This is a genomic window from Pseudomonas kribbensis (assembly GCF_003352185.1).
In the GTDB taxonomy this organism is placed as follows: Bacteria; Pseudomonadota; Gammaproteobacteria; order Pseudomonadales; family Pseudomonadaceae; genus Aquipseudomonas; species Aquipseudomonas kribbensis.
Genome location: NZ_CP029608.1, coordinates 644,498 through 665,679, shown reverse-complemented (window position 1 = coordinate 665,679; position 21,182 = coordinate 644,498). Strand labels below are relative to the sequence as shown.

The window sequence follows — 21,182 nt, the reverse complement described above, 5'->3', positions numbered from 1 at the left end:
CTCAACTCAACTGGAGCATCAGTCATGTCCCTCAACAGTCTGTTGTGCAGTCTGCTCGCCGCCTACGCCTGTGGTGCCAGCGGCACCTGTGAAACCCCGAAACGCGAAGTCTAGCCCTTGGATCGAGGCGTGCCAGCCATTACCCTGTGACCGATTGACCCAGGAGGAAGGCATGTCTCTCACATCCGTTTGTGTATTTTGCGGTGCCAACGCCGGCACCACCCCGGCGTACACCGATGCCGCCATCGCCCTCGGCACCGCCATTGCCGAGCGCAAGCTGAAGCTGGTCTACGGCGGTGGCGCCGTGGGTTTGATGGGGATTGTCGCCGACGCCGCGCTGGCCGCCGGCGGCGAAGTGATCGGCATCATTCCCCAGAGCCTGATGGACAAGGAAATCGGTCACAAGAGCCTGACGCGCCTGGAAGTAGTCGACGGCATGCACGCGCGCAAGGCACGCATGGCCGAACTCAGCGATGCGTTCATCGCCCTGCCCGGCGGCCTCGGCACCCTGGAAGAACTGTTCGAAGTCTGGACGTGGGGCCAGCTCGGTTACCACGGCAAGCCGCTGGGCTTGCTGGAAGTGAACGGTTTCTACAGCAAACTCACGGCATTTCTCGATCACATCGTCGGCGAAGGCTTCGTTCGCGCACCGCACCGTGACATGCTGCAAGTGAGTGAATCGCCACAATCGCTGCTCGATGCCCTCGACCAATGGCAGCCGACCGTCACGCCAAAGTGGGTCGACCAGAAACCCGGTTAACCCCCGGGCACCGATACAGGGCAGAATACGCGCCGCTCAACCTCACCTTCGACCCCAGAGGATCGCCCATGGCCAAACCCAATTACTCCTTCGCCAAGCGTCAACGTGACCTGGCCAAGGAACAGAAGAAAGAGGAAAAGCTTCAGCGCAAGAAACAGATGGCTGAAGAAGCGGCACTGAACCCTGACGGTGAAGTGGCGACCGATGATGATGTTGATGCACCGAAAGACCAGGCACCCGAGGCCTGAGCAATACCGCAGGATCACTGAACACAACCCCTGTGGGAGCGAGCCTGCTCGCGATTGCAATGGGTCAGTCGCATCCATTTCAGATGTGACACCCTAATCGCCAGCAGGCTGGCTCCCACATTTGTTTTTATTCCTCCAGCGGCATCACCGTGACCCGGACCTCGGGATCATGGCTCCCCCCTCCCAGAATCACCCCGCGCAACGGCGACACATCGGAAAAATCCCGGCCCCAGGCCAGGGTGATGTGCTCCAGTGCCGGTTGCACATTGTTGGTCGGATCGAAATCCACCCAGCCAAGCACCGGACAAAACACCGAAACCCAGGCATGGGAGGCATCGGCGCCGATCAATCGCGGTTGCCCCGGTGGCGGCCGTGTCAGCAGATAGCCACTGATGTAGCGCGCCGCCAATCCTCGGGAACGCACGCAGGCCAGCATCAGATGGGCGAAGTCCTGACAGACCCCGCGCCGCCGCTCCAGCACTTCCACTAACGGCGTCGCGACTTGCGTGGCCTCGGCATCGAAGGTGAACTCGTCGAAGATCTTTTCCATCAACGCCTGCACGCCCAGCAGCAAAGGTCGCCCGGGCGGAAAACAGCTTTCGGAGAACTCGACGAAGCTGCGCTTCAAGTGAACGTAGGGTGACTGAAATCGGTAACGGCAGGCCTCCAGCAGCTCGGTGGACAACGGCTGGCTGCTGTAGGTCAGCGCATTGCGCGTCAGTTCCCAGACCGGGGACAGATTGAAATCCAGCGCCGGCCGCGCCAGCACCTCGACCGTCAGCCGTGCGTTGACCTGCAATTCATCATGAGGCCGCTCAAACGCAAGGCGCGTCAGCGGATTGCCGAACACGTCCTGTTCGTCACGACGCGTGGTCGGATCCGGACTGATCAGCAATTGCTGTTCGGTGCAGCGCTGCCAGGCGCATTCCCGAGGCCACAGATGCGCCAGCTGCTGCGCCAGCGAGACCGGGCTGTCGTAGTGATAGCAGGTGTCGTGAAGGATCTGGTAATGGGCATTCATCAGACGGACACCGTGCGCTGGCTGACATCATCGACATGGGCAAAATGGCGCAGGGCCAGACGATCGGATACCTGGCCGCTGGCGTCGGCGATGCCTTGCAGCAGATCCGCCAGCCCGTCGAGCGCGGCACGCACGCTGGATTCGCCGAACAATGGATTTTCCAGGCACCCCAGATCGAAGTGCGCCAGACGCTCGACCAGTTGCGGCAACCCGGCCTCCCTCGGCACACCAAAATCATCGTTCAGACGCTTGAGGGTGCGCGTCACCAGTTTCAACTGGAACAGCACCGCATGGGGGTTCTGCTCGTCCAGCAGCAACAGGTCGAGCACCGGGATAAGTTGCGCCACCGCCAGATAACGCGAGCGATAGGTGATGCTGCTGTTGCCCAGCTCCAGCAACCATTCAAGCCCCGCTTGATCGAACGCCCCGGCGCCACGCAGGAAACCGGCGAGACTGCTGCTGAGAAACTGCAGGCGTTCGATGCGCCGGCCGATCATCAGAAAGCGCCAGCCTTCGTCGCGGGTCATGTCGTCGAGGGCAAACCCGGACAGCGCCGCCAGCGACATCACCAGCCGATTGAGAAAATCCAGCAACTCGCCGAAGTCCGGCTCGTCGGTGTCCAGCTCCGTCGCCTCGCGCTGCAACTCCACCAGCGCCTGCCAGTTCTCCCGCGAGAGCTTGCCGCGCACCTGCGACGCCGCCCACTGCAAGCGTTGCAGGTTGGAGCGCAGGCTGAACGACCAGTCCTCGCCGAGCAACGCTGCGAGCAGGCGCTCCGGCAGCTCGCCTTCGTCCGGCAGCAGCATCAGCCGCTCGCCGAGCTCCACGGCTGCCTGCAGGGCCTGCGGGTCATCACCGTCGACGTAGCGCGCCAGCATGATCCGCAGCAGCCGCGCGCTATCGTCGCAACGCTCGCAGTAACGGCCGAACCAGAACAGGTTTTCCACCACCCGCGACGGCAGGTACGGATCGCGGCGTACCAGATCGTGCACGCCGATACTGCGCTGGGTCCTCCACTGTTCGCCACTTGGCGGCCGGTCGCCCAGCACCCAGGTGTCCTTGCTCGCGCCACCGCGCTGCATCGATACCACTTCGGCATCGGCCTCGGCCGCCACCCGGGTCAAGCCGCCGGGCAACACCCGATAACCATCATGACTGGCCACCGCATACATGCGCATGCCGATGGCTCGCGGCTGTAACTGGCCGTCCTCGGGTTGCCAGATCGGCGCGTGGGACAGTTGCGCAAGTTCTTGCGCGACATAGGCGTAAGGCCGGGCCTGCATGCGCTCGGCGAGACTCTGGCGCTGCTTTTCGCTCAGATCTCGCCCGAAAACAGGTGCAAAACTCTGGGACGGAAAGGCCGGTTTGATCAGCAACTCCGGCAATTTCTCCAACGCCTGGGCCAGCACCGGCGCCTCGCCGCACCACCAGGTAGCGATGGAAGGCAGGATCAGCTCTTCACCGAACAGGTACTGATTGATCTTCGGCAAAAAGCCCAACAGCCCCGGCGACTCCAGCACGCCGCTGCCCAGCGCGTTGGCCACCAGCACCCGGCCCTGACGCACCGCCTCCAGCAATCCCGGAACGCCGAGCGCCGAATCCGTACGCAGCTCCAGCGGATCGCAGAAGTCATCGTCGAGCCGACGCATGATCGCGTGGACCCGGCGCAGGCCGCTGAGGGTTTTCAGGTAGACCGTGGCATCACGCACCGTCAGGTCGCCGCCCTCCACCAGCGGATAACCGAGCTGGCGCGCGAGATAAAGATGTTCGAAGTAGCTTTCGTTGAAACGCCCCGGGGTCAGCAGCACCACCAGCGGCGCGTCATCATCGCAGGGAGCCTGACGGGCCAAGGTTTCCTGCAAGGTGCGGAAGAAACCGGCCAGATGCTGCACCTTAAGATCCCGGTACAACTCGGGGAAAGCGCGGGACACGATGGTGCGGTTTTCCAGCGCATAACCGGCGCCCGACGGTGCCTGGGTACGATCCGCCGTCACCCACCAGCGCCTGTCCGGCGTTCGCGCCAGATCCACGGCGTACAGATGCAGAAAGGCCCCGTCCGGGGGCGCGATGCCCTGACAGGGCCAGAGGAAGTTGTTGTGACCGAACACCAGTTCCGCCGGCAGCAGCCCTTCGCTGATCAGTCGCTGCGGCCCGTACAGATCCGCCAGCACCGCATTGAGCAGCCGCGCACGCTGGGCGATTCCGGCCGACAGTTGTTGCCACTCATCAGCGGCAATGACATGGGGCAGCAAATCCAGCTCCCACGGACGATCCGCGCCCTTGGGGTCGGCATAGACGTTGTAGGTGACGCCGTTTTCCTGAATCTGCCGGGTCAGCAGCGCCTGACGCTGCACCAGTTGCGCCGGGGTGCTGCGCTGCAATTGGTCGAACAGTCGCTGCCAGTGCGGGCGCACCGCCCCGCAGTCGTCGAGCAGTTCGTGGTAAGTGCCCGCCGTCAGCGGGTAGCGGTCAAGCAGGTCAGGCATGGAAAGCTCGGCAGCCGGCAAGGAACGGTCAGACTAACGCAGGCACATGACGCCCGGATATACGAAAAATCCGGGGGTCGTGTACGAATCAAAAGCGTCGTAAATCGAGAGTCATCGGGAGCTCGTCGGAGATAGTCAGATTCGGTATCGGAAGTTTTCCCGGCGTGTGTCCGATGCGGAAGAAACGCGCCATTCGCCGGCTCTCCGCTTCGTTGGCATTGACCGGTAACGTCTCGTAATTGCGCCCGCCCGGATGGGCGACGTGGTACTGACAACCGCCCAGCGAGCGCTGCATCCAGGTGTCGAGCAGGTCGAACACCAGCGGCGCGTGCACCGGGATCGTCGGTTGCAGGCAGTTGGCCGGTTGCCACGCTCGGAAACGTACGCCAGCGACAAACTCGCCGACCCGCCCGGTCGATTGCAGCGGCACCGGGATGCCATTGCAGGTCAGCAGATAACGCTGCGGCGGCAACCCCGTGAGCTTGACCTGCAAACGCTCCAGCGATGAATCGACGTAACGCACCGTGCCGCCCGCCGCGCCCTCCTCGCCCAGCACATGCCAGGGTTCAAGGGCCTGACGCAATTCCAGCTCAATGCCGTTGACGGCGTAATCGCCCACTTTGGGAAAGCGAAACTCCAGATGCGCCGCAAACCATTCGGCACGCAGCGGATAACCGGCACTGTTGAGTTCGACGATGACGTCGGCAAAGTCCTGCTCGATGAAATGCGGCAGCAGGAACCGGTCATGCAATTCGGTGCCCCAGCGCGCCAGTTTCGGCGGCGCATAGGGCTCGCGCCAGAACCGCGCGACCAGCGCCCGCAACAACAACTGCTGGGCCAGGCTCATGCGCGCATGGGGCGGCATTTCGAACGCACGCAACTCCAGCAGACCGAGACGCCCGGTGGCGCCGTCCGGTGAATACAACTTGTCGATGCAGAACTCGGCGCGATGGGTGTTGCCCGTGACGTCGATCAGCAGATTGCGCAGCAGCCGGTCCACTAGCCATGGCGGGCATTCTTCTCCCGGTGCCGGCATTTGCGCGAAGGCGATTTCCAGCTCGTACAGCGCATCGTTGCGTGCTTCATCGACTCGCGGCGCCTGAGAAGTCGGGCCGATGAACAGACCGGAAAACAGGTAAGACAGTGAGGGATGGTTGTGCCAGTAGCTGATCAGGCTGCGCAGCAGATCCGGACGGCGCAGGAACGGAGAGTCCGCCGGCGTCGCGCCGCCGAGCACGAAATGGTTACCGCCACCGGTGCCGGTGTGGCGCCCGTCGATCATGAATTTCTCGGTGGACAGTCGCGTCTGACGCGCCTCTTCGTACAGGAACTCCGTGCGCTCGACCAGTTCGTCCCACGTCGCGGAAGGCTGGACGTTAACCTCGATCACGCCGGGATCCGGGGTAATGCGGAAGTTGCTCAGGCGCGGATCGCTCGGCGGCTCGTAACCTTCCAGCAGCACCGGACAGTGCAATTCTTCGGCAGTGGCTTCGATGGCGGCCACCAGTTCCAGATAATCCTCGACCCGCTCCAGCGGCGGCATGAACAGGTACAAGCGGCCTTCCCGGGCCTCGGCGCAGAGCGCGGTGCGGGTCAGCCAGTCGGCGGACTCGTCGATCTTCGGCACTCTTTCATCCGCCGCAGCCGGAACATCATGGCGATTGAGTTGCTCGGTGCCGGGCAGTTCGGGGAAATCCTGATTCGGGTCGTTCGGATGGATGAACGGATACTCCGCCGCCTTCACCCAAGGCTGCGAACCCAATGGCAGGCGATAGCCCAGCGGTGAATCCCCCGGCACCAATCGGCAATGTTCATCGCGCAGATACCAGCGCCCGCTCTGCCACTGATCGCCCTTGGCGGTGCGCGCCAGTGGAAGAACCTGACCGATGACCTTGTCCAGCCCCTGACTGAACACCTTGCGCAGGCGCGCACGCTCCAGCGGTTCCTCCAGACGCGCGTCTTCGGCGCTGACGTTGCTCGGCAACGCGCCCTCGCGCCAGAGGTAGTAGAAATTGTCTTCATAGGCCGGGAACACAAAGCGTGTCGGCAGTTTCAGGCGCTCCGCGACGCTCGCCAGAAAACGTCCGGCCAGTTCACCGGTGGCGCCGTAATCCTGCTGCTCGTCGGCAATCAGCGCGCTGTTGTGCCAGATCGGCACACCGTCGCGGCGCCAGTAGCAGTTCAGCGACCAGCGCGGCAATTGCTCGCCCGGATACCACTTGCCCTGACCGAAATGCACCAAACCCTTGGGCGCGTAGTGCTTGCACATGCGCTGGAACAGCTCGGCGGAGAGCCGGCGCTTGTCCGGGCCCAGCGCGGCGGTGTTCCATTCGGCGCCGTCAGGGTCATCGATGGACACGAAGGTCGGTTCGCCGCCCATGGTCAGGCGTACGTCGCCTTCCAGCAGCTCGGCATCGATCTGACGGCCCAGGGCCTGGATTGCCAGCCATTGCTCATCGGTGTAGGGCTTGGTCACCCGTGGCGCTTCCCAGATCCGCTCGACCGACATTTCGTGGCTGAACTCACACTCGCAAGGCTCCACCAGACCACTGATCGGCGCCGCCGAAGACGGATCGGGACTGCAGGCCAACGGGATATGACCTTCCCCCGCGAACAGCCCGGAGGTCGCGTCGAGGCCGATCCATCCGGCGCCGGGCAGATACACCTCGCACCAGGCATGCAGATCGGTGAAGTCCACTTCGGTGCCGGACGGGCCGTCGAGGCTTTTCACATCGGCGGTCAGTTGGATCAGGTAACCGGAGACGAAACGCGCCGCCAGTCCGAGATTGCGCAGCAGTTGCACCAGCAGCCACGCCGAATCGCGGCAGGAGCCGGAGGCATGCTCCAAGGTGTGCTCCGGGGTTTGCACCCCCGGTTCCATGCGAATCAGGTAATTGATGTCTTCGCTCAGGCGCTGGTTGAGCGCCACGAGGAAGTCCACTGCCGGCAGCGGCGTGCGGTCGATTTCGTCCAGATAAGTCTTGAATTTCGGCGTAAGCGGCAGGGTTTCGAGGTACGGCGCCAGTTCCTTGCGTTCATCGGCGGCGTAGGCGAAGGGGATTTTCTCGGCGTAGGGCTCGAGGAAAAAATCGAACGGATTGAACACCGCCATCTCGGCCAGCAGGTCGACCTCGATCCGCAGTTCGGCGGTTTTCTCGGGGAATACCAGTCGTGCGAGATAGTTGCCCTGGGGATCCTGCTGCCAGTTGATGAAGTGCTGCTCGGGCGAGACTTTCAGCGAATAGGACAGAATCCGCGTGCGGCTGTGGGCAGCCGGGCGCAGACGCACGATCTGCGGACCGAGTTCGACAGCGCGGTCGTAGCGGTAATGCGTGACGTGATGCAATGCGACATGAATCGACACGGCGTGCCTCCTGCGAGCCCAAGCGTATTCGAAAGCGCGCAAGACTTATGCCATGCAGAGGCTTGGGCGCTTTCCCGGAATGCTCAGGGCAGTACAGCACCAAAATCGGGCGATGCGGTGAATTGGTTTGGCACAGTTGCACGCAAATGTTGCGAGGCACAATGCAAAACGCCAACCCGAAGGTTGGCGTTCTGTTCACTCAGTGCGTTTCAGCGCGGTACGACCGGCTTGCGAGCCGGCTTCGGCCCTTTGCCTTTCGCCGCTTCCTTGCGCTCCTTGGCGGCCTGCTGGTTGCGGGCGAATGCCGCGGCCTTGGCCTGTTCACGCTTGTCCCACGGATTGCCGCCGTCACTGGCGCGCGGTGGCAGACCGTTGTGCTGGGTGAGGATCTTGGTGGTCTTCTCTTTTACGTCCTTCGCCACTTTATGGCTGCCAGCCGGCGTCGAGTTCTTGCGACGGGCACTCTGGTAGCTGTCGGTGGCCGGCTGATGCGTCGGGATCAACTGGTGCTTGCCCGGCCCGATCAGGTCGGCGCGACCCATGCGGATCAGCGCTTCACGCAGCATCGGCCAGCCTTTCGGGTCGTGATAACGCAGGAACGCCTTGTGCAGACGACGCTGCTCCTCGCTCTTGACGATGGTCACGCCGTCGCTCTTGTAGGTGACCTTGCGCAGCGGGTTCTTGCCCGAGTGGTACATCGCGGTGGCGGTGGCCATCGGCGACGGATAGAACGCTTGCACCTGGTCGGCCCGGAAGCCGTTGCCCTTGAGCCACAGGGCCAGGTTCATCATGTCTTCGTCGGTGGTGCCCGGGTGCGCGGCGATGAAGTACGGAATCAGGTACTGCTCTTTCCCCGCTTCCTTGGTGTACTTCTCGAACATGCGCTTGAAGCGATCGTACGTGCCGATCCCCGGCTTCATCATCTGGTTGAGCGGACCTTCCTCGGTGTGCTCCGGGGCGATCTTCAGGTAACCACCGACGTGGTGGGTCACCAGCTCTTTGACGTACTCCGGCGACTCGACCGCGAGGTCGTAACGCAGGCCGGAGGCGATCAGGATCTTCTTCACACCCGGCAACGCACGGGCGCTGCGGTACAGCTGGATCAGCGACGAGTGGTCGGTGTTCAGGTTCGGGCAGATGCCCGGGAACACGCAGGACGGCTTGCGGCACGCGGATTCGATTTCCGGGCTCTTGCAGGCGATGCGGTACATGTTCGCGGTCGGGCCGCCGAGGTCGGAAATGACACCGGTGAAACCCGGGACCTTGTCGCGGATCTCTTCGATTTCGCGAATGATCGACTCTTCGGAACGGTTCTGGATGATCCGGCCTTCGTGCTCGGTGATCGAGCAGAAGGTGCAGCCGCCGAAGCAGCCCCGCATGATGTTCACCGAGAAACGGATCATGTCGTAGGCCGGGATCTTTTCCTTGCCGTACGCAGGATGCGGAACACGTGCGTAAGGCATGCCGAACACGTAGTCCATTTCTTCAGTGGTCATCGGGATCGGCGGCGGATTGAACCAGACGTCGATCTCGCCATGCTTCTGCACCAGCGCACGGGCGTTGCCCGGGTTGGTTTCCAGGTGCAGCACGCGGTTGGCGTGGGCGTACAGGACCGGGTCGTTACGCACCTTTTCCATCGACGGCAGGCGGATCACGGTCTTGTCGCGGGTCATTTTCGGGCTGGCCAGAATCTGTACGACCTTGGCTTCTTCCGGATCTTCAACCGGACCTTTCTCCTGCTCGATAGCGCAAGCCTGAGTGTCCTGGGTGTTCACATACGGGTTGATGATCTTGTCGATCTTGCCCGGACGGTCGATGCGCGTGGAATCGACTTCGTACCAGCCCGCCGGGGTGTCACGACGGATAAACGCGGTGCCGCGTACATCGGTGATGTCTTCGATCTTGTGACCGTAGGACAGACGCTGGGCGACTTCGACGATCGCGCGCTCGGCGTTGCCGTACAGCAGGATGTCGGCGCTGGCGTCGATCAGGATCGAGTTGCGCACACGATCCTGCCAGTAGTCGTAGTGGGCGATGCGGCGCAGGGAGGCTTCGATGCCGCCGAGCACGATCGGTACGTGCTTGTAGGCTTCCTTGCAGCGCTGGCTGTAGACCAGGCTCGCGCGGTCCGGACGCTTGCCGGCCATGCCACCCGGGGTGTAGGCGTCGTCGGAACGGATTTTCTTGTCCGCGGTGTAGCGGTTGATCATCGAGTCCATGTTGCCGGCCGCGACGCCGAAGAACAGGTTCGGCTCGCCGAGCTTCATGAAGTCGTCTTTGGACTGCCAGTTCGGCTGGGCAATGATCCCGACGCGGAAGCCCTGGGACTCCAGCAGCCGGCCGATGATCGCCATGCCGAACGACGGATGATCGACGTAGGCATCACCCGTGACAATGATGATGTCGCAGGAGTCCCAGCCGAGCTGATCCATCTCCTCCCTGCTCATTGGCAGGAATGGCGCTGGCCCGAAACATTCGGCCCAGTATTTTGGATAGTCAAATAACGGCTTGGCTGCTTGCATGTCGATGACCGGTGTTGAGGTGCAAAATCGCGGGCGCGGAATATAGCACAAAAAATGACCAATTCCGACGGCTGTGGTCGGAAATATCAGGAGCTGTCAGACGAGGACGGACTTACTCGTCGTCGTCGAAGTTATAGCTGCCCGGCGCGAGGTTTTCGAAGCGCGTGTACTTGCCGATGAAGGCCAGGCGGATAAAGCCGATCGGGCCGTTCCGCTGCTTGCCGATGATGATTTCGGCGATGCCTTTGTGCTCGGTTTCCGGGTGATACACCTCGTCCCGGTACACGAACATGATCACGTCGGCGTCCTGCTCGATCGCTCCGGATTCCCGCAAGTCGGAGTTCACCGGGCGCTTGTTGGGACGTTGTTCCAGGGAGCGGTTGAGCTGCGACAGTGCGACCACCGGGCAGTTGAATTCCTTGGCCAGGGCTTTCAGGGATCGGGAGATCTCGGAAATCTCGTTGGTCCGGTTGTCACCGCTGGAGCCCGGGATCTGCATCAACTGCAGGTAGTCGATCATGATCAGGCCGATGTCGCCGTGCTCGCGCACCAGGCGCCGGGTCCGGGCACGCATTTCCGACGGGCTGATGCCGGCGGTGTCATCGATGAACAGCTTGCGGTCGTTGAGCAGGTTGACCGCCGAGGTCAGGCGTGGCCAGTCGTCGTCTTCGAGCTGACCGGAACGCACCTTGGTCTGGTCGATGCGGCCGAGGGACGACAGCATACGCATGATCAGCGATTCGCCTGGCATCTCGAGGGAGTACACCAGCACCACCTTGTCGCTGCGCAACACGGCGTTTTCCACCAGGTTCATCGCGAAAGTCGTCTTACCCATGGACGGACGACCGGCGACGATGATCAGGTCGGCCGGTTGCAGGCCGCTGGTCTTCTCGTCGAGGTCGGTATAGCCGGTGGACAGGCCGGTGATCGAGTCGGCGGTGTTGAACAAGGTGTCGATGCGGTCGATGGCTTTGGTCAACAGGTCATTCACACCCACCGGGCCGCCGGTTTTTGGCCGGGCCTCGGCAATCGCGAAGATCTGCCGTTCGGCTTCGTCGAGGATCTCCTCGGCGGTGCGACCTTCAGGGTTGAAGGCGCTGTCGGCAATTTCGGTGCTGATGCCGATCAACTGACGCAACGTCGCACGCTGGCGAACGATCTGCGCATAGGCCTTGATGTTGGCGACGGACGGCGTGTTTTTCGCCAGTTCGCCGAGGTAACCCAAGCCGCCGACTTGCGAGGTCTGACCTTCCTTGTCCAGTTGCTCGGCAAGGGTCACGACGTCGATCGGCGAGTTCTGATCGGCCAGTTTGGCGATCGCGCGGAAAATCAGACGGTGGTCATGCCGGTAGAAATCGCCGTCGGAGACTTGATCGAGCACGCGCTCCCAGGCGTTGTTGTCCAGCATCAGACCACCGAGCACGGCCTGTTCGGCCTCGATGGAATGCGGCGGCACCTTCAGCGCGGCGGTTTGCAGATCGTATTGCTCGGGAGCGGAGATTTCGTTCATGGCCACTTTTTATTCAGGAAAAGCAGGGATTGCAGAAAGACAAAGGGCACGACCTGAAGACAGGATCGTGCCCGATGTTAACCGTCTGGCGAACAAGCCGCCAGTCGATCAGGTCTTGCTTAAGCTGCTACCACGACAACGCGTACGGTGGCTTCAACTTCGGCGTGCAGGTGCACAGCCACGTCGAATTCACCCACGTTGCGGATGGTGCCGTTCGGCAGACGAACTTCGCTCTTCGCAACTTCAACGCCGGAGGCGGTCAGTGCGTCAGCGATGTCGTGAGTACCGATCGAACCGAACAGCTTGCCTTCGTCGCCAGCGGTGGCAGTGATGGTCACTTCCAGCTCGGCCAGTTGGGCAGCACGGCTTTCAGCCGATGCTTTACGGTCGGCAGCGGCTTTTTCCAGCTCAGCACGACGCTCTTCGAACGCAGCCAGGTTGGCAGCGGTCGCAGCGGTAGCTTTGCCGAAAGGCAGCAGGTAGTTACGGCCGTAACCGGCCTTAACGTTTACTTTGTCGCCCAGGTTGCCCAGGTTGGCGATTTTTTCCAGAAGGATCAGTTGCATGTGGAAATCCTCTTAACTTTTAACCTTCACCGTTCGCGTTATCGGTGTCTTTCGACACGTGACGACCGCGAAAATCAATCAGGCTGTCGACAATGGCCAGAACCACGAGCAACGGATAGATCAGCTGCATGAACAGCAACAGCGTCACGTACAATCCCACCAGCCAGAAACCGGCCAGTCGCCTTTGCGCCACCAGCCCATGAATCAGGGCCAGCCCGGCGAACACCAGCGGCACACTGCACAACGGCGTCAACATGGCCATCTGTGCACCGAGATTCGGGCCCAGAAGCATCAACGCCAGCAGTAACATCGCCAGCCCCAGCGGGATTCGGATGGCGCGAAACTCGCGACCAAAACCACCCGGGTTGTACAACAACGCCTGCCAGTAACGCCCGACAATCAGGCTCAGCACGCTGACGATCTGCAACAGAGCCGCAATCAGGCCGGTCAGGACCGGTGCGATCAGCGACGCGAAACGCGCTTGCTCGTCTACCGACAATCGTTGGTAGGCATCACCGAGGAACAGCGGCATGACCTGTATAAGGTCCTGCGCCAGCTTCTCGATCTGGGGCGCGAAAGCCGCCCCGAGCACCACTGAAAACACCAGCCCCATGGCTACGCTGACCAGCAGCGTGCGAACCCAGGACTCGCTTGCGCGCAAAACCAGCGCAAGCCCCGAAGACCCCAGCAGCACCAGAAGCGCCCGTGGGTCGTCGAACTTGAGCCACCAGATCAACGCTGGCAGCAGTCCCAGAATCAGAACGCCAAGAGCGTCCGACAATCCGCGCCGCAGAAGCACCAGGCTTCCCGCGGCAGCACCCAACCAATACAACAACGGCAATGCTGCACATCCAGCCACTACGAGAGTGGCCTGCATGCGGCCGCGCATGATGAACTCAGCTAAGGCACGCATGCATTCAATCCTTTGCTACTTGTCGACTGCCCGGTCTCAGCGGCCGTGGCTGTCGGTGTAGGCCAGCAGGGCCAGGAAGCGGGCGCGCTTGATAGCGGTGGCCAGCTGACGCTGATAACGAGCTTTGGTACCGGTGATGCGGCTTGGAACGATTTTGCCGGTCTCGGATACGTAGGCTTTCAGAGTGTTGAGATCTTTGTAGTCGATCTCCTTCACGTCTTCAGCGGTGAAGCGGCAGAATTTACGACGACGGAAGAAACGTGCCATTTGATAGGCTCCTTAAAAGGTCCGTGGATTACTCGTCAGCGTTATCGCTGTTGTCGCTGTCGCTATCGCTGTCATCGCCATCGGCGCTGCCATCGTGCTCAGGACGTTCGCGACGCTCACGGCGCTCACTGCGGTTTTCTTCAGCCTTGAGCATCTCGGACTGGCCGGTAACGGCTTCGTCGCGACGGATGACCAGGTTACGGATCACAGCATCGTTGTAGCGGAAGTTGTCTTCCAGCTCGGCCAGGGCCTTGCCGGTGCACTCAACGTTCAGCATCACGTAGTGAGCCTTGTGAACATTGTTGATTGCGTAGGCCAGTTGACGACGGCCCCAGTCTTCCAGACGGTGGATTTTGCCGCCGTCTTCTTCGATCAGCTTGGTGTAACGCTCAACCATGCCGCCGACTTGCTCGCTCTGGTCAGGGTGGACCAGAAAGATGATTTCGTAATGACGCATGAATGCTCCTTACGGGTTGTAGCCTGCCGCTCAAAAACGGTCAGACAAGGAGTGAATGACACTTATGGACTTGCCGGCGCGGGGCACATGGGTGCCTGCCGTCACAGCAAGGGGCGCAATTGTAGAGAAGGGACAGAAGAGGTGCAAGGCAATTGGTGATTATTTGAACAGCCACACTTTCTGCCACACCAGAAAACACTGTGGGAGCGAGCCCGCTCGCGATGGCGGCTTAACATCCAACAATGATGCTGAATGTAACTCCGCTTCGCGAGCAGGCTCGCTCCCACATTGGACGGCGTAAGGCTTAAGCCTTTTTGGCTGCTGCCTTGGCCTTGGCCCCGCGCTGGCGCTGGGCCTCGAACAGGCACACGCCGGTCGCAACCGACACGTTGAGACTGCTGACGCTACCGGCCATCGGCAGGTTCACCAGATAGTCGCAATGTTCACGGGTCAGGCGACGCATGCCTTTGCCTTCGGCGCCCATGATCAGGATGGTCGGGCCGGTCAGATCCTGGTCATAGATGCTGACCTCGGCCTCACCTGCCGTGCCGACAACCCACAGACCACGTTGCTGAAGCTTTTCCAGGGTGCGCGCAAGGTTGGTCACGGCCACCAGCGGAATCACTTCCGCCGCGCCGCAGGCCACTTTACGCACGACCGGCGTCAGGGTGGCCGACTTGTCTTTCGGCACGATGACCGCCAGCGCACCGGCAGCATCCGCCGAACGCAGGCAGGCACCGAGGTTGTGCGGATCGGTCACGCCGTCGAGCACCAGCAGCAACGGCGCGCCTTCGGTGCGGTCGAGCAGTTCGTCGAGCATCGCCTCGCCCCAGACCTGGCTCGGACTGACGTCCGCCACCACGCCCTGGTGCACGCCTTCGACCCAGGCGTCCATTTCGCGGCGCTCGGCCTGACCGATCTGGACCCGGTTTTCGTTGGCCAGCTCGATCAGCGTCTGCACCCGCGGATCATTGCGGCTTTCAGCCAGCCAGATCTGCTTGACGCGTTTAGGGTGGTGACGCAGCAACGCTTCTACCGCGTGAACGCCGTAGATTTTTTCCAACTGACTCATGACTTCGCCTTCGGTTTACGTGCCCCGCCGCTTTTGGCTGGAGCGGAACCCGCTTTTGGCGGTCCCTTGCGGTGTTTGCTCGGTTTGCCTGGCTTGCTGCCGGAGGCCTTTTCAGGCGCCGACCGTCCGGTCTTTCCCCCGGACGCCGCTTTACCACCGTTTTTGGCGTCGGCCAGCAAGGCCTTCTTCATCTCACGGCTTTTGCGCAGCTCGGCGTTTTTCGCCACGGCATCGCTTGGGCGATAAGCCTCGACGACCTTTTCCTTGGCCGGACGACGGCTGGCGGTTTTGGCCGGAGCCTTTTCTTCCACAGCCTTGGCCGCTGGAGCAGCGGTTTCGGTGCCACGCTTCTTGCGGCCGATTGGTGCGCTGATGGTTTTCTCGGCCATCTCGAAGTCGATCTTGCGCTCGTCGAGATCGACGCGCATGACGCGCACTTCAACGGTATCGCCAAGACGGAAGCTGCGACCGGTGCGCTCGCCCGCCAGGCGGTGGTGTACAGGATCGAAGTGGTAGTAATCGCCCGGCAGCGCCGTCACGTGCACCAGACCTTCGACGTAGATATCGGTCAGTTCGACGAACAGGCCAAAACCGGTCACGGCAGTGATCACGCCCGGGAACGATTCGCCCACGCGGTCTTTCATGAACTCGCACTTGAGCCAGTTCACCACGTCGCGGGTCGCTTCGTCGGCACGGCGCTCGCTCATCGAGCACTGCTCGCCGAGTTGCTCCAGGGCCGCTTCGTCGTACGGATAGATGCGCGCCTTCGGAATGGTCATCGCACCGGCACGGCGAACGTGCGGGGTGTCCTGTTTCGAATGGATCACGCTGCGGATCGCCCGGTGCGTGAGCAGGTCCGGGTAACGACGGATCGGCGAAGTAAAGTGGGTATAGGCTTCGTAGTTCAGGCCGAAGTGGCCTTCGTTCTGGGCGCTGTACACCGCCTGGCTCAGGGAGCGCAGCATCACGGTCTGGATCAGGTGGAAATCCGGACGGTCCTTGATGCTGGCCAGCAGTGCCTGGTAGTCCTTCGGCGTCGGGCCGTCCTTGCCTTTATGCAGGGACAGGCCGAGCTCGCCGAGGAACGCACGCAGTTTTTCCAGACGCTCCGGTGGCGGACCGTCGTGGACGCGGTACAGCGCAGGGATTTCGTGCTTTTTCAGGAACTCGGCGGTGGCCACGTTGGCCGCCAGCATGCATTCCTCGATCAGCTTATGGGCGTCGTTACGGGTGGTCGGACGGATTTCGGCAATCTTGCGCTCGGAACCGAAGATGATCCGGGTTTCCTGCGTTTCGAAATCGATCGCGCCACGCACGTGACGGGCGGCCAGCAACACTTTGTACAGCGCGTAGAGCTGCTTCAGGTGCGGCAGAACGTCGGTGTATTCGCCGCGAAGCTTGCGCCCTTCGGTGGCTTTCGGCGTTTCCAGCATCGCGCTGACCTTGTTGTAGGTCAGGCGGGCGTGGGAGTGGATCACTGCCTCATAGAAGCAGTAGTCGGTCATTTCGCCGGACTTGGAGATGGTCATCTCGCAAACCATGGCCAGACGATCGACGTGCGGGTTCAGCGAGCACAGGCCGTTGGAGAGCTGCTCCGGCAGCATCGGCACCACACGCTCGGGGAAGTACACCGAGTTGCCACGTACCTGGGCTTCGTTGTCCAGGGCCGAGCCGATCTTCACGTAGCTGGAAACGTCGGCAATCGCCACGTACAACTTCCAGCCGCCGGAGAACAGACGCAACTTGCCTGGCTTGGATTCGCAGTAGACCGCGTCGTCGAAGTCGCGGGCATCTTCACCGTCGATGGTGACGAACGGCAGATGGCGCAGGTCGACGCGTTTCTCTTTGTCTTTCTCTTCGACTTCCGGCTTGAGCTTGCCGGCTTCCTTCAGAACGGCTTCAGGCCAGACGTGCGGAATGTCGTAGGTGCGCAGGGCGACATCGATTTCCATGCCCGGCGCCATGTAGTTGCCGACGACTTCGATCACATCGCCTTGCGGCTGGAAGCGCGGAGTCGGCCAGTGGGTGATTTTCACCTCGACGAACTGACCGATCTGAGCGTTGGCGTTGCGGCCCGGGGTCACCAGCACTTCCTGCTGGATCTTCGGGTTGTCCGCGACCACGAAGCCGATACCGCCTTCTTCGAAGTAACGGCCGACGATGCTTTCGTGGGCACGGGACACCACTTCGACGATCACGCCTTCGCGGCGACCGCGACGGTCCAGGCCGGAAACGCGGGCCAAAGCACGGTCACCGTCGAACACCAGACGCATTTGCGCCGGGCTCATGAACAGGTCATCGGAACCGTCATCCGGCACCAGGAAGCCGAAGCCGTCGCGGTGACCGCTGATGCGGCCGAGGATCAGGTCGAGCTTGTCCACCGGCGCATAAGTGCCACGGCGGGTGTAGATCAGTTGAGCGTCGCGCTCCATGGCGCGCAGACGGCGGCGCAGGGCTTCGATCTGGTCTTCTGTGGTCAGACCAAATTCTTCGACCAGTTGCTCGCGGGCAGCAGGCGAACCCCGATCAGCAAGGTGCTGAAGGATCAGTTCGCGGCTGGGAATAGGGTTTTCATATTTTTCCGCTTCACGAGCGGCCTCGGGATCGAGGGACTGCCAATCGGCCATTAGAGAGTTTTCACCTTGTCTATATGCGGGTTAGTTTGGCATAGGCGCCATCAAACGGGAAATTTCCGACTCTATAAGGCGCGTCTGGAGCCTTGTATCGACGTCTGAAAGGCGTTTTGAACACCGCTGGTAAAAAAAACCAATTTTTTTTGCTGGCAGGGGTTTACAGTTAAAAAGACGCTCCGTATAGTGCGCGCCATCGACGACGTACAGACGCTGTCGAGATGCCCAGGTGGTGAAATTGGTAGACACGCCAGCTTCAGGTGCTGGTGACCTTACGGTCGTGGAAGTTCGAGTCTTCTCCTGGGCACCAATTTCGAGTTTGAGACTAGATCAGTTTCAAGACTCACACAAAAACCCGCGAAAGCGGGTTTTTTGCATTCTGCGTCCCGACTTTTTTCTGAAATTGATTTATTAAAATCAAATCAGGGGTTTACAGATCAAAAGGCGCTCCGTATAGTGCGCCACATCAACAGCGGCAACGCTGAAGATGAAGCCCAGATGGTGAAATTGGTAGACACGCCAGCTTCAGGTGCTGGTGACCTTACGGTCGTGGAAGTTCGAGTCTTCTTCTGGGCACCAATTCAAATTCAAGGTCACGATCTTGAATCTCACAAAAACCCGCGAAAGCGGGTTTTTGCGTTTCTGGCCTCCTGAAAACTCAAGTGCCCTACCAAACCCTTATCCTGCTCGCAAGGAGCATTTGAGAAACGATATCGTTTATCATTGTTGCAAGTTTTTGCAATGCGACAGTGAGGAACCCTGCGAATGATGTTTCGAAATACCCTGCGCCGCGGCTTGACCTTCACCCTGCTCGGCCTGGCACTCGCCACTCCCCTCACCCAGGCTGCCGATACGGTTTCCCTGACTCTCTACAACGGTCAACACAAGGAAGTCGGCGACGCGATCGCCAAGGCCTTCGAAGCCAAGACCGGTATTCACGTCAATGTGCGCAAAGGCAGCAGTAACCAGCTCGCCAGCCAGATCATCGAAGAAGGCGACCGCTCCCCCGCCGACGTCATCTACACCGAAGAATCCCCGCCACTGAACAACCTCGGCGAACTCGGCCTGCTGGCCAAGACCGACGATGCCACTCTGGCCGTCCTGCCGAAAAAATACGTCGCCGGCAATGGCACCTGGATCGGTGTCACTGCAAGGGTTCGCGTGGTCGCCTTCAACCCGAAACTGGTCGATGAAAAAGACCTGCCCAAGTCGGTGCTGGATTTCGCCGATCCGCAGTGGCAAGGCAAGGTCGGTTTCGTACCCACCAGCGGCGCCTTCCAGGAACAGGCCGTCGCCATCATCAAAAAACACGGTCGTGAAGCCGCCGAAGAATGGCTGACCGGCCTGCGCGCCTTCGGCAAGACCTACAGCAACAACATGGTCGCCCTCAAGGCTGTGGAAAACGGCGAAGTCGCCACCGTGCTGGTGAACAACTACTACTGGTTCGCCCTGCAACGGGAAAAAGGCAAGCTTGATTCGAAACTGCATTACTTCACCGGTGGCGACGTGGGCGGCTTGATCACTGTCTCCAGCGCCGCCGTGCTGAAGTCCAGCAAACATCCAAAAGAAGCCCAGCAATTCCTCGCCTACATGGCCAGCGAGGAAGGCCAGCGCGTGATTACCCAGACCACCGCCGAGTATCCGCTGCACAACGGCATGGAATCGGATCGTGGCCTCAAGCCTTTCAGTGAGCTGGAAGCCCCGGACGTTACCCCGGCCGACCTGGGCAATGCCGAGGAAGCACTGGATCTGGAACGCGAAGTTGGCCTGAACTGATGAGCGCCTCGTTATCCGCCCCCGCCACGCGCGGGGGTTACGTGCCACGGCGCAAGCGGCCGTCGATCTGGCTGGTGCTGCCGGTGTTGTTGCTGGTGGTGATGAGCCTGTTGCCGCTGGCCTACGTCGGGCTCAAAGCCTGGCAGGCGGGCTGGTCCGAGGCGCTGCATTTGCTGTGGCGCCCTTACGTGTTCGGCCTGCTGCGCAACACACTGGCACTGATGGTCGGCGTAACCGTGACTTGCGGCGTGATCGGCCTGTCGCTGGCATGGTTGCTGGAGCGCAGCAACCTGCCGGGCCGGCGTTTGTGGGGCGTGATTCTGTGTTTGCCGTTTGCGGTACCGGCATTCGTCAGCAGTTTTACCTGGGTATCGCTCAGCGCGCAGTTCGAAGGGCTGGGCGGGGCAATCCTGGTGATGAGCCTGTCGAAATATCCCCTGATCTTTCTGCCGGTAGCCGCCACTCTGCGCAATCTCGACCCTTCCCTTGAAGAGTCGGCAAGGACACTGGGACAGAATCGCTGGGGCGTATTTTTCCGCGTCACCCTGCCCCTGCTCTGGCCTTCGCTGCTGGCCGGTTCGCTGCTGATTGCGTTGCACATGCTGGTGGAATTCGGCGCACTGTCGATCATTGGCCTGCAAACCTTCACCACCGCCATCTATCAGCAATTCGAGCTGGAATTCAGCAATGCCAATGCCGCAATGCTGTCCGCGGTGCTGCTGGCGCTGTGCCTGATGTTGCTATGGCTGGAACTGCGGGTGCGTGGCAAGGGACGCCACGTGCGAACCGGCCAGGGCGCGGCGCGCCGGGCCGAGCAAGTGCAACTCGGACCGTGGGCAATTGCCGGTCAACTGTATTGCCTGATGCTGGCGATTGTCGGCAGCGGCATTCCACTGGGGATGCTGGCGTACTGGCTAGCGGTCGGATCGTCAGCAGCCTTCCCGGTGGCGGCAATCACCGAAGCACTGCTGTCGTCGCTTGCGCTGTCACTGGGCGGCGCGGGATTGTGTCTGCTACTGGCGGTACCGGTCGGATTGCTGGTAGTGCGCTACAAAGGCCAACTGGCGATCTGGGCCGAGCGTCTGCCGTATCTGCTGCATGCGCTGCCGGGGCTGGTGATCGCGCTGACGCTGGTGTATTTCGCCCTGCATTACGTGCCGGCGCTGTATCAGACCTCCCTGTTGTTGCTGATCGCGTATGCGCTGCTGTTCCTGCCACTGGCTCAGGCGCCGATCCGCACAGCGCTGAACAAAGCGGCACCCCAACTGGAAGAAGCCGCCCGCACACTGGGCGCGTCTTCGTTCACGGCGTTCTGCCGAGTGACCCTGCCGATCATATTCCCGGCGCTGGGCGCAGCGTTTGCGCTGGTATTTCTGGATGCCATGAAGGAACTGACGGCGACGTTGCTGCTGAGTCCGACCGGTCTCAACACCTTGGCGACCGAAGTCTGGGCACACACCGCGAATGTCGAGTTTGCCGCGGCGGCGCCTTATGCGGCGTTGTTGATCGTGGTGTCGGGGTTGCCCGTCTACCTGCTGACAACCCGGATGTATTTGAGCCGATAAAAAAATCGCAGCCGAAGCTGCGATT

The 21,182-nt window shown here is 61.3% G+C and carries 15 protein-coding genes and 2 tRNA genes; 6 read left to right on the top strand and 11 right to left on the bottom strand.

Annotated elements, in window-relative coordinates; translation table 11 throughout:
• The first annotated feature begins 172 nt into the window (after window positions 1–172).
• Window positions 173–760, top strand: coding sequence for an LOG family protein (locus DLD99_RS03035; protein ID WP_114881223.1), 588 nt, complete (start codon window positions 173–175; stop codon window positions 758–760).
• A gap of 68 nt (window positions 761–828) precedes the next feature.
• On the top strand, window positions 829–1,008 hold the full coding sequence (locus DLD99_RS03030) for a hypothetical protein (RefSeq protein ID WP_114881222.1): 180 nt from the start codon (window positions 829–831) through the stop codon (window positions 1,006–1,008).
• A 127-nt stretch (window positions 1,009–1,135) separates the two neighbouring features.
• Here DLD99_RS03030 and DLD99_RS03025 read toward each other — a convergent pair whose 3' ends face one another.
• The 11 genes from DLD99_RS03025 to rnr form a co-directional block, all read right to left on the bottom strand.
• Window positions 1,136–2,029, bottom strand: a complete 894-nt coding sequence (locus tag DLD99_RS03025; RefSeq protein WP_114881221.1) for a transglutaminase family protein — start codon at window positions 2,027–2,029, stop codon at window positions 1,136–1,138.
• Window positions 2,029–4,515 carry a circularly permuted type 2 ATP-grasp protein gene (locus DLD99_RS03020; protein WP_114881220.1) on the bottom strand — a complete coding sequence of 829 codons (2,487 nt, stop codon included), beginning with the start codon at window positions 4,513–4,515 and terminating at the stop codon, window positions 2,029–2,031. The genes DLD99_RS03025 and DLD99_RS03020 overlap by 1 nt, the downstream gene beginning before the upstream one ends.
• A gap of 88 nt (window positions 4,516–4,603) precedes the next feature.
• Window positions 4,604–7,879 carry a transglutaminase family protein gene (locus DLD99_RS03015; protein ID WP_114881219.1) on the bottom strand — a complete coding sequence of 1,092 codons (3,276 nt, stop codon included), beginning with the start codon at window positions 7,877–7,879 and terminating at the stop codon, window positions 4,604–4,606.
• Between the two features lie 209 nt (window positions 7,880–8,088).
• Window positions 8,089–10,401 (bottom strand): YgiQ family radical SAM protein, encoded by a 2,313-nt coding sequence (locus DLD99_RS03010; RefSeq protein WP_114881218.1) that lies wholly within the window; start codon window positions 10,399–10,401, stop codon window positions 8,089–8,091.
• A gap of 112 nt (window positions 10,402–10,513) precedes the next feature.
• Window positions 10,514–11,911: a replicative DNA helicase gene (gene dnaB, locus DLD99_RS03005; protein ID WP_085711165.1), complete on the bottom strand. Its 1,398-nt coding sequence runs from the start codon at window positions 11,909–11,911 to the stop codon at window positions 10,514–10,516.
• 119 nt (window positions 11,912–12,030) lie between these two features.
• A complete protein-coding gene (rplI, locus tag DLD99_RS03000) occupies window positions 12,031–12,477 on the bottom strand; it encodes a 50S ribosomal protein L9 (protein WP_003186385.1) in 447 nt (148 codons plus the stop codon).
• Between the two features lie 19 nt (window positions 12,478–12,496).
• The gene (locus DLD99_RS02995; protein ID WP_114881217.1) at window positions 12,497–13,390 is read right to left on the bottom strand and encodes a hypothetical protein; all 894 of its coding nucleotides are present in this window, start codon (window positions 13,388–13,390) and stop codon (window positions 12,497–12,499) included.
• Between the two features lie 36 nt (window positions 13,391–13,426).
• The gene (rpsR, locus tag DLD99_RS02990) at window positions 13,427–13,657 is read right to left on the bottom strand and encodes a 30S ribosomal protein S18 (RefSeq protein ID WP_002551829.1); all 231 of its coding nucleotides are present in this window, start codon (window positions 13,655–13,657) and stop codon (window positions 13,427–13,429) included.
• Window positions 13,658–13,685: 28 nt separating this feature from the next.
• A complete protein-coding gene (rpsF, locus tag DLD99_RS02985; RefSeq protein ID WP_007950702.1) occupies window positions 13,686–14,114 on the bottom strand; it encodes a 30S ribosomal protein S6 in 429 nt (142 codons plus the stop codon).
• 304 nt (window positions 14,115–14,418) lie between these two features.
• Window positions 14,419–15,186 (bottom strand): 23S rRNA (guanosine(2251)-2'-O)-methyltransferase RlmB, encoded by a 768-nt coding sequence (rlmB, locus tag DLD99_RS02980; protein WP_007967448.1) that lies wholly within the window; start codon window positions 15,184–15,186, stop codon window positions 14,419–14,421.
• The gene (gene rnr, locus DLD99_RS02975) at window positions 15,183–17,813 is read right to left on the bottom strand and encodes a ribonuclease R (RefSeq protein ID WP_114881216.1); all 2,631 of its coding nucleotides are present in this window, start codon (window positions 17,811–17,813) and stop codon (window positions 15,183–15,185) included. Before rnr ends, rlmB begins: the two co-directional genes overlap by 4 nt.
• A 226-nt stretch (window positions 17,814–18,039) precedes the next feature.
• On the opposite strand from rnr, the gene DLD99_RS02970 reads away from it, so the two are divergent.
• The 4 genes from DLD99_RS02970 to DLD99_RS02955 all read left to right on the top strand — a co-directional run bounded on the left by DLD99_RS02970 (window position 18,040) and on the right by DLD99_RS02955 (window position 21,157).
• Window positions 18,040–18,126 (top strand) — tRNA-Leu (locus DLD99_RS02970).
• A gap of 182 nt (window positions 18,127–18,308) precedes the next feature.
• Window positions 18,309–18,395: transfer RNA gene (locus tag DLD99_RS02965), tRNA-Leu, on the top strand.
• Between the two features lie 186 nt (window positions 18,396–18,581).
• A complete protein-coding gene (locus DLD99_RS02960; protein WP_114881215.1) occupies window positions 18,582–19,592 on the top strand; it encodes an extracellular solute-binding protein in 1,011 nt (336 codons plus the stop codon).
• Window positions 19,592–21,157, top strand: coding sequence for an ABC transporter permease (locus tag DLD99_RS02955; protein ID WP_114881214.1), 1,566 nt, complete (start codon window positions 19,592–19,594; stop codon window positions 21,155–21,157). The genes DLD99_RS02960 and DLD99_RS02955 overlap by 1 nt, the downstream gene beginning before the upstream one ends.
• The last annotated feature ends 25 nt before the right edge of the window (window positions 21,158–21,182 follow it).

Coding starts and splice junctions, on each gene's coding strand:
- DLD99_RS03035 (WP_114881223.1), top strand. CDS start 173: ATGTCTCTCACATCCGTTTGTGTATTTTGCGGTGCCAACGCCGGCACC.
- DLD99_RS03030 (WP_114881222.1), top strand. CDS start 829: ATGGCCAAACCCAATTACTCCTTCGCCAAGCGTCAACGTGACCTGGCC.
- DLD99_RS03025 (WP_114881221.1), bottom strand. CDS start 2,029: ATGAATGCCCATTACCAGATCCTTCACGACACCTGCTATCACTACGAC.
- DLD99_RS03020 (WP_114881220.1), bottom strand. CDS start 4,515: ATGCCTGACCTGCTTGACCGCTACCCGCTGACGGCGGGCACTTACCAC.
- DLD99_RS03010 (WP_114881218.1), bottom strand. CDS start 10,401: ATGCAAGCAGCCAAGCCGTTATTTGACTATCCAAAATACTGGGCCGAA.
- dnaB (WP_085711165.1), bottom strand. CDS start 11,911: ATGAACGAAATCTCCGCTCCCGAGCAATACGATCTGCAAACCGCCGCG.
- rplI (WP_003186385.1), bottom strand. CDS start 12,477: ATGCAACTGATCCTTCTGGAAAAAATCGCCAACCTGGGCAACCTGGGC.
- DLD99_RS02995 (WP_114881217.1), bottom strand. CDS start 13,390: ATGCGTGCCTTAGCTGAGTTCATCATGCGCGGCCGCATGCAGGCCACT.
- rpsR (WP_002551829.1), bottom strand. CDS start 13,657: ATGGCACGTTTCTTCCGTCGTCGTAAATTCTGCCGCTTCACCGCTGAA.
- rpsF (WP_007950702.1), bottom strand. CDS start 14,114: ATGCGTCATTACGAAATCATCTTTCTGGTCCACCCTGACCAGAGCGAG.
- rlmB (WP_007967448.1), bottom strand. CDS start 15,186: ATGAGTCAGTTGGAAAAAATCTACGGCGTTCACGCGGTAGAAGCGTTG.
- rnr (WP_114881216.1), bottom strand. CDS start 17,813: ATGGCCGATTGGCAGTCCCTCGATCCCGAGGCCGCTCGTGAAGCGGAA.
- DLD99_RS02960 (WP_114881215.1), top strand. CDS start 18,582: ATGATGTTTCGAAATACCCTGCGCCGCGGCTTGACCTTCACCCTGCTC.
- DLD99_RS02955 (WP_114881214.1), top strand. CDS start 19,592: ATGAGCGCCTCGTTATCCGCCCCCGCCACGCGCGGGGGTTACGTGCCA.